The 7,556-nt window shown below is 63.0% G+C and carries 7 protein-coding genes; 5 read left to right on the top strand and 2 right to left on the bottom strand.

Annotation, left to right across the window (positions count from 1 at the left end; genetic code table 11):
- The 4 genes from ACLIIZ_RS15340 to ACLIIZ_RS15325 form a co-directional block, all read left to right on the top strand.
- On the top strand, nucleotides 1-389 hold a 389-nt coding region (locus ACLIIZ_RS15340; protein WP_416693569.1), incomplete at its 5' end, for a DUF2345 domain-containing protein.
- Nucleotides 386-1,390, top strand: coding sequence for a hypothetical protein (locus ACLIIZ_RS15335; protein WP_416693567.1), 1,005 nt, complete (start codon nucleotides 386-388; stop codon nucleotides 1,388-1,390). The genes ACLIIZ_RS15340 and ACLIIZ_RS15335, both read left to right, overlap by 4 nt.
- A gap of 18 nt (nucleotides 1,391-1,408) precedes the next feature.
- Complete coding sequence (locus ACLIIZ_RS15330; RefSeq protein ID WP_416693565.1) at nucleotides 1,409-2,671, top strand: type VI immunity family protein; 1,263 nt, start codon at nucleotides 1,409-1,411, stop codon at nucleotides 2,669-2,671.
- A gap of 453 nt (nucleotides 2,672-3,124) precedes the next feature.
- The gene (locus tag ACLIIZ_RS15325) at nucleotides 3,125-4,300 is read left to right on the top strand and encodes a hypothetical protein (protein ID WP_416693563.1); all 1,176 of its coding nucleotides are present in this window, start codon (nucleotides 3,125-3,127) and stop codon (nucleotides 4,298-4,300) included.
- 24 nt (nucleotides 4,301-4,324) lie between these two features.
- Here the strand turns inward: ACLIIZ_RS15325 and ACLIIZ_RS15320 are convergent, their stop codons facing one another.
- Together ACLIIZ_RS15320 and ACLIIZ_RS15315 are read right to left on the bottom strand one after the other, a co-directional pair.
- Nucleotides 4,325-5,950: an acyl CoA:acetate/3-ketoacid CoA transferase gene (locus tag ACLIIZ_RS15320; protein ID WP_416693561.1), complete on the bottom strand. Its 1,626-nt coding sequence runs from the start codon at nucleotides 5,948-5,950 to the stop codon at nucleotides 4,325-4,327.
- A gap of 83 nt (nucleotides 5,951-6,033) precedes the next feature.
- Nucleotides 6,034-6,618, bottom strand: a complete 585-nt coding sequence (locus ACLIIZ_RS15315) for a CBS domain-containing protein (RefSeq protein ID WP_416693559.1) — start codon at nucleotides 6,616-6,618, stop codon at nucleotides 6,034-6,036.
- A 290-nt stretch (nucleotides 6,619-6,908) separates the two neighbouring features.
- On the opposite strand from ACLIIZ_RS15315, the gene ACLIIZ_RS15310 reads away from it, so the two are divergent.
- Nucleotides 6,909-7,424 carry a DUF2062 domain-containing protein gene (locus tag ACLIIZ_RS15310; protein ID WP_416693557.1) on the top strand — a complete coding sequence of 172 codons (516 nt, stop codon included), beginning with the start codon at nucleotides 6,909-6,911 and terminating at the stop codon, nucleotides 7,422-7,424.
- Nucleotides 7,425-7,556 lie beyond the last annotated feature (132 nt).

The following is a 7,556-nucleotide window of genomic DNA, read 5'->3' as shown; positions in this document are numbered from 1 at the left end:
GCTCCAACGACGAAATCCACATCCTTGCCAACAAGCAAATCCGCTTGGTCGGCGGGCAATCCTCGGTCACCCTCGAAGGATCGAACATCACCTTCGCTTGCCCGGGGACGTTCTCGGTGAAGGGGAGTAGTAATGCGTTTACGGGGCCGGGGAGTGGAGAGGCGGTGATGGAGGGATTGCCTGAAAGCACCATCTACCGGGAGCGTTTTCAGGTAAAAGATCGGGCCACCGGCATGATCAAGGCGAACGAGCGTTACTGGATCACCGCCAACGGCCAAACCGTCGAGGGCATCACTGACGACCAGGGGTGGACTGAGACTGTCTATACCGATAGTCCCCAATCCATCACGCTGGAAATCGAACAAGATGGATTGGAACTGAAAGCATGAGCAGCCAGGAACGCTACACGATCATCGACGTCCGTGGCACGCGCCAAATGGTCGCGCAAGGCATGACCACCGATGCGCCAACGGGTTTGCCCGCGTTCAAGAATCCGGTCAAGGAGTTTCTCTGCGTTGTCATGTGCGCATGCAAAAAGCTCTTTGCAGACAATCAGAAAGCGCCGGAACTGCAAACCGATGGCGAGACCCCCGGTTTGGATGCAGCAGCAGCGGCACCGGAAACGGAAGAAAGCACCAGCACAAAGCCGCCAAAGCTCCAGCAAAATTGTGTCTCCACCTTGTTTCAGTCACTCGACAAAGCAGCCAACTACCGTAGCCCGCTGAAAGCTGAAGTCTGGTTTGACATGGACGGCTACCGGGCCGGCTTCAAGAACATTGGTGACAAGGTGCCGAATCGCCCGCAGCCGCTCATGTCGAGGAACACGCCCACCAAGCCACTGCACTGGCATTGGGGCGTCATCAGTCACGTTGGCCGCCGCAAGAATCCCCTGCTATCACAGCCGACGTTTACCAAGGGCGGCGTGTCGCTCCGCCGGCCTGACATCGTCATCGTTCGCAATCCTGCCAGGCCACCGGAGGAAAGCAACATCGCGATGATCTATGAGTTGAAGTTTGATGAAAAACCAGACCGCAAGCAGCTCCAGGCGTACAAAAGAATCGTCAATGGCGACGAATTGCGAGTGGACCTCATTGAGGTCAAGGACTGCCGATGCGAGAAGCGCAACGAGCGCGTTCGCGAAGTCACGCGCGAGGAACTCATGGCCTGGGCGGCAGCGATGACGGCGGCTTTGACGGCTGCCCTCGGGAATTCGGATAATGGGCATCCGCCCCCCGATCTGGCGCCTGCGCAAGTGAATACCGGATTGGCGCTGCTCGCGGCGATTGCACTCGGTGTCGTTGCAGTGGCTGCACTCCCGGTTGAGGTTCCGGCCGGCGTGGCCGCGTTCATCGCGATGATGTTAGGCGTTGGAACCGCCGCCGCAAGATGATCACCTGAGGAAAGACGAATGTTGCCCGACTCCTATCTCAAGCGCCTTGCGCGCGTCAAACCCTATGCCGAACTCTGGCGTGACGACCACAAGTTCGTCGAACACCGCATCGGTTTGTATGCCACCTTCTACTTCGACCATTTTCATCCGATGGTGGATTCAAACGAGGCGGCCAGAAAAGCCCTGATCGAATGCTGGAAAGACTACTGGGACCTGGTCGGTACGCAACATCAGAAATGGATATATCGTTTCGGGAGTTCGATACGAGGGTACAAGCTTCCTACAGATAAGGTGCCGCCACTCGACGCCTATTTGAGCGACCCCGAGAAGCATGGCGACTATCAATATTATGTTCATGGCGGAAAGCACGAGGACGATGCGAGTGACTACTTGTTTTCCACAGCGGGTTTTCCAGTCTATGGCGCCCCCGAGTATCCCAAGGACATTGCTTATCTGGAACTGCAGGCGCCGCTCGAATACATCACCAATGGCAAGCTTTCCGCTTTCGTCGAGCTGGTGAAACGCTGCGCCGTCCGCCTCAAGGTCGACCAGGCCCACGGAGGCCTGGGGCTTCTTCGCACCTACAACGAAGAGACGACGACCCGCAGCACCGAGTACCAACTGAGCCAAGTTTTTAGCGGAGTGGATGTAAACGTGCCTTACATGCAGATGTCCAATCTCTTTTGGAATGAGCAGGGCCACCTCGGCATCGACAGTCCCCATTGGCTCAACGTCCTCGGTGCCCGTTGGGTGGAAAAGCTGGGCGGCTTTGATGCCCTGAAGGCTAAGTTGCCGGAGGACGTCTTCGTGGTGGAGCCATGCGGCGAGGGTGTATTCATTCAGGCGGGCCCCTACCCAGAACCTGGGCACAAAGATGACGGTTTGCCTCCTGCATACGTCTGGCTAAACAGGGTTTTGTTGCCAGTCCGCGCGCCAAAAATGGTCTATTGCTTCGGAGACAATCCTGGACAGTTGGCCCAACGCCAAGGCGCCATGCCGTACTTCACCCGATTTGACGCCGCATCGGCGAAGCTGCCGCCCGTTGGCGGTTCCGATATCCAGGCTCTTGTCGCGACCCTCAGCGCAAGCGCGTCAAGCGAATCAAAAAGAAACAACGTTCCCGCCAACCAGCCCTGCCCGGAAGCCGGCTGGTGGTTCACCCCGGCGCAGGCCAACTCGCGCCGCTACTTCAAGCAGGGCGAGATCATGCCCTCCGTCGGTGGCGATTACGGCGAAACCTTCTGGCAGTGGTCGCCGGATCAATCGGCGCCGACTCTGTAGGCAGTATAGCCTGGGGCGCCGGTAACCTGCCAAACGGGATACAAACTGAGTCTACCTGTCGATCATCCCGAACCTGCCCGGGCTGTGAAAGCTGCGGTTGATGCCGCCTTGCAGCAAGCTCGGTTTCCCCGCCACGTTTGCGGCGCGCACGGCATACGCCAGCCTGCCAAGACTGCCCTGACCGCCGTGACGTCGTCATGATGCAATCCCTACTCTCCCGACCAAATTCCATCGCGATGATCAAGCTGCCGCCGTTCGTCCGCACACCTCCCGAGTGTTCAAATACACGCCACGGCATCGCAACGACCATCGAACAGCGATGAACCCGCAATTTGTGCAAGCAGAACTCGTAATCGCCTTGGCAAACCACGGGCGCGCTGCACGACGACAAGACCACTTACCCCGCGCGGCCCATGTCGTCGGGAAAAGCCAGCAACGGTGTAGCGGATGCCAATGAACTACGCGCTCGTAATTCTCGCCAGACATCACACCCGTGACGAACTCATCGCGCTCAGCGAGGTCAGTGAGCACTGGCACGCGTTGGCGGAGGAAGAATGGCCGAGCGATGGCGAAGTCCCCCTGTTCCTGCGCGACACGATGGCGGTCAGGGGCTCATACCATCAGGACGAAACGGCACGCTACTATGCCTACTGGTCCGCCGCCGGGGATTTCTGCTTCCGGGACAATGCGGACCGGATTTTCCGATTGTTTCATCGCGCGGCCGACGGCAATACAATGGCCTATGGGGATGTCCGGGCCAGCCTGGCGCCCGCAATCGCCCCCAACGGCTGCATCCGGCCAGGATTTTTTGCTTTCGACCTGAGTATCGACGCCCACCCGATCAGCCATATTGAATACAAGGGCGAACTGTTTCGCGCACTTTACCGGAACGACATCACACCATTCGCCGAACGGACGCTGGGCAGCTGGGACTTCTTCGCTGGCGTAACAGAAGCTGTCGAAGCCCTCAGGGAAGAGGTGGCCGGGAAACAACCAAGCCCTACGGATCTTTCCCGCGCACCGGCAATCGGCTCCCTCCTTCCCGCCCTGCTGCTCGCATCCATCATGTGCTTTTCCGGTTCCGTCCCGGACGCCGTGGCGGAGCCGAGAGTGGGTGCGTGCCAGGGACAAAAAAATTTTTACACCATCCAACGCCACGAGCAGCGGGCCTTGACGATCTGTCCGGACGACGCCCCGCCGGAGTGCCATACCGACCGCTACCTGAAGGCTTACGAGCATTTCAGCGGCGACCTCGATGGCGACCGGCGCCCTGACTTGATCGTCGAGATACAAAGCGGTCTGGTGGGAATAGCTCACTCGCTCAGCTACTACGCAGTTTTCATGGCTTGCGCTGATGGTCGTTATCAGCGGGTTCTGTTTTCTGCGTTCTCAACCGTGGAAGCGGCCGAACAGCCCTCCGGGAACACGCCTGCCACGCTGCGGGTGAGCCGGGTCTGCCACGATCCGAGTTCCGGCAGCTTCTTCCGCCGCGAATACACGGTCAACTACCACCTGGCGACCGGCAACTACGGCCCGCCAAACGACGACGAAGGCTTGCGCGACTTCTGCGGCGCCTACGAACTGTCATTGCCGCATGGCACGCCGGAGCGCATCGACGCCGCCGACTAGGAGCCGAGCACTGCTAGCCGGCAACTAGCCCGCGCCGGCCGCCAGCATATCGCCCCGCAGGTGCATGATCGCCTCGTGGAAGATGCGCGCGTCCATCAGGCGCGGCGTGGTCGGCAAGAGCGGCGCGAAGTCCATCCGGTCGAGGATGTCGTGTTGCAGGTCGACGCCGGGGGCGATTTCGGTCAGTACCAGGCCGGCGGCGCTCAGTTCGAAGACGCAGCGTTCGGTGACGTAGAGCACCGGCGTGCCGCGGCGGACCGCCTGCGGACCGGAGAAGGTACGGTGCTCGACTTCATCGACGAACTTGACCGCCGAACCGTCCTGCAGAATGCGCAGGCGACCGCCGTCGACCGCGACTTCCAGTTGGCCGGCGCTGAAGGTGCCGACGAAGACGACCTTGCGCGCTGCCTGCGAGATGTTGATGAAGCCGCCGGCGCCGGCCAGCCGCGGGCCGAAGCGCGAGACGTTGAGATTGCCGTACTGGTCGGCCTGGGCCAGGCCGAGGAAGGCGATGTCGAGACCGCCGCCGTCGTAGAAGTCGAACTGGCTGGGCTGGTCGATCACCGCCTGGGTGTTGGTGGCGGCGCCGAAGTTGAGGCCGCCGGCCGGCACGCCGCCGATGACGCCGGGTTCGGCGGTAAGCGTCATCAGGTCGACGATGCCTTCCTCGGCGGCGACAGCGGCGACGCCTTCCGGCATGCCGATGCCGAGATTGACCACCGCCCCCGGCGTCAGCTCCATCGCCGCCCGGCGGGCAATGATCTTGCGTTCGCTCATCGGCATCGGCGCCAGGGCCGACATCGGCACCCGAATCTCGCCGGCGAAGGCCGGACTGTACGGTTCGGCAAAGGTCTGCATGTGGTATTCGGGCTTTTCGGCGACCACCACGCAGTCGACCAGGATGCCGGGAATCTTCACCTGCCGTGGATTGAGCGAGCCGCGCTCGGCGATCCGTTCGACCTGGACGATGACGATGCCGCCCGAATTCCTGGCCGCCATCGCGATCGCCAGCGCTTCCAGCGTCAGCGCCTCCTTTTCCATGGTGACGTTGCCGTCGGGATCGGCGGTGGTGCCGCGGATGATCCCGACGTGGATCGGGAAGGCCTTGTAGAACAAGTATTCCTCGCCGTCGATTTCCATCAGGCGGACGATCTCGGTGGTCGTTCGCTGGTTCAGCCTGCCGCCGCCGAAACGCGGATCGACGAAGGTGCCGAGGCCGATGCGGCTGATCGTCCCCGGCTTGCCGGCGGCGATGTCGCGGAACAAATGGGTGATGACGCCCTGCGGCAGGTTGTAGGCCTCGACCCGGTTGGCCACGGCCAGTTCCTGCAGGCGCGGCGCCAGTCCCCAGTGGCCGCCGATGACGCGGTCGACCAGGCCGTCGTGGCCGAGATGGTTGAGGCCGCGTTCCTTGCCGTCGCCCTGCCCGGCCGCGTAGACCAGGGTCAGGCCGCGCGGGCTGCCGAGACCGTGCACGTCGCTCTCGCGCGCTTCCAGAAAGCGCTGTTCGAGGGCGACGGCGATGTTCTCGGCGAAGCCGATGCCGACGAAGCCGCCGGTGGCGACGGTGTCGCCGTCGCGGATGCGGGCGACGGCGGTGCGCGCCGACATCACCTTGCCCGCCGGATTGCTGGAAATACCACCCGCCATCGTTTCCTCCGCCCGCAGAAAACGCTCATGTTGGGTCAGAGCGTGGCGCCGCGCCACGCTCGTTTACCCTGAGTTGTGCCGGCTCAGTTGACCAGCGCCGCCTCGATCTCGGCAAAGGTGCGCGGCAAGTCGAAGCCGAGCACCGGCACGCCGAGCGCGCGACCGATCTGGGTCGCCGAGAAGAGGCCACGGACGCGCGGCAGACCGGTCAGCGGGTCGTTGTCCTCGACCAGGATGTGCTGACGCCCGAGCTGCTTCAGTGCATCGAGGATTTCGCCGACGCTGGCGCGCAGCACATCGGCCAGGGCCAGCGTGTCGATGCTGCCGATCGGCGTCATCAGTTCGCCGACGCGCAGTTCGTCGCGCTTGCTGGCGCGCGCCAGGGCGACCTGCAGCGGCTTCTCGCCGAGGATGTCGCGGGCGGTGATCAGGCCGACCACCTCGTCGTCCTTGCCGAGCACCATCAACAGACGGACGCCGCGCGAAATCATGCGGGCGTTGGCGTCGTCGATCAGCGCCTCGGGCGCGATGCTGACCGCGGCGACCCGGGAGAAATCGGTCATCGCCTCGATCGCCGGCGAATCGGCGGCGAGCTGGTTGAAACCGGCGGCGCACAGGCTGGCGCTGGCCGACAGTTTGTGGGCACGCAGGTGAACGGGTTGGTTCATGGTTGTCTTCCTCCATCAGGATTATTGTCTTGCGGCTGACGCCGCTGTTGTCCGGAAGCTCGCCTTGCCGCCGCGACCTTCTGTCGCACAGTATTGAGCCAAGCCGGCCGCGTTGCAAGTAGCGCGAAAACGGCGTCCCGCCACCTCTCAAAGCGCCATCGGCGGCCCCCGGCGGATTGCCGAAACGGTATGATTTGCCGCCCCCGATCCTTCGCCGAAAGACGCCGTACTCCGCCATGAAGCAATTCGTCAGCCGCCTGCGCGCCCTCATCCCAACCCGGGAGCAGATCATGACGAACCGCTGGCTGCGCTGGCTCCATCCCTTCCTCGCCCATCCCCGGCTCTGGCACTGGTCGCGCCGCGGCGTCGCGCTCGGCGTGGCGATCGGCATCTTCTTCGGCCTGCTCATTCCGATCGCCCAGATTCCCTTCTCGGCCGCCGCCGCCATCCTGCTGCGCGCCAACGTCCCGGCCGCCGCGGCGAGCACGCTGGTCACCAACCCGGTGACCTTCGGCCCCGTCTATTACGCCGCCTACAAGCTCGGCGTCTGGATTCATGGCGGTGACCACGCCGCCGCTCCGCCCGCGACACAACTAGACGGAAACCAGGAAGCCGGCGTCCTGCAACGAATTCGCCGCCTTGGCCTGCCGCTGCTCACCGGGCTCGCCGTCATGGCCACGCTGTTCGGCCTGCTCAGCTACGTCGTGATCAGCGCCGTCTGGTACTGGCGGGTCAAGGCCAGGCGGCGGCGCCAGCTGCGCGATTACCAGACGCGGGCGCGCGGCCGCATCCACGGCCCCGGCTGACCCCCGCCGGCCGCCCCCGAGGCGGGTGCGACATTCGGTCACTCCACAGCAGAGCCACCTGGCGCTATCGTGCGGACCAGTGTTTGTAGCGAACACCTCTCGATCCCTTCAGCCCCGAACCCCCGGGGCTTC

The organism is Azonexus caeni (assembly GCF_048146105.1).
GTDB lineage: Bacteria > Pseudomonadota > Gammaproteobacteria > Burkholderiales > Rhodocyclaceae > Azonexus > Azonexus aromaticus_B.
This window is presented reverse-complemented; position numbering and strand designations above follow the sequence as displayed.

Excerpts from the sequence above, each read along its gene's own strand:
- ACLIIZ_RS15335 (WP_416693567.1), top strand. The coding sequence starts at position 386 with ATGAGCAGCCAGGAACGCTACACGATCATCGACGTCCGTGGCACGCGC.
- ACLIIZ_RS15330 (WP_416693565.1), top strand. The coding sequence starts at position 1,409 with ATGTTGCCCGACTCCTATCTCAAGCGCCTTGCGCGCGTCAAACCCTAT.
- ACLIIZ_RS15325 (WP_416693563.1), top strand. The coding sequence starts at position 3,125 with ATGAACTACGCGCTCGTAATTCTCGCCAGACATCACACCCGTGACGAA.
- ACLIIZ_RS15320 (WP_416693561.1), bottom strand. The coding sequence starts at position 5,950 with ATGGCGGGTGGTATTTCCAGCAATCCGGCGGGCAAGGTGATGTCGGCG.
- ACLIIZ_RS15315 (WP_416693559.1), bottom strand. The coding sequence starts at position 6,618 with ATGAACCAACCCGTTCACCTGCGTGCCCACAAACTGTCGGCCAGCGCC.
- ACLIIZ_RS15310 (WP_416693557.1), top strand. The coding sequence starts at position 6,909 with ATGACGAACCGCTGGCTGCGCTGGCTCCATCCCTTCCTCGCCCATCCC.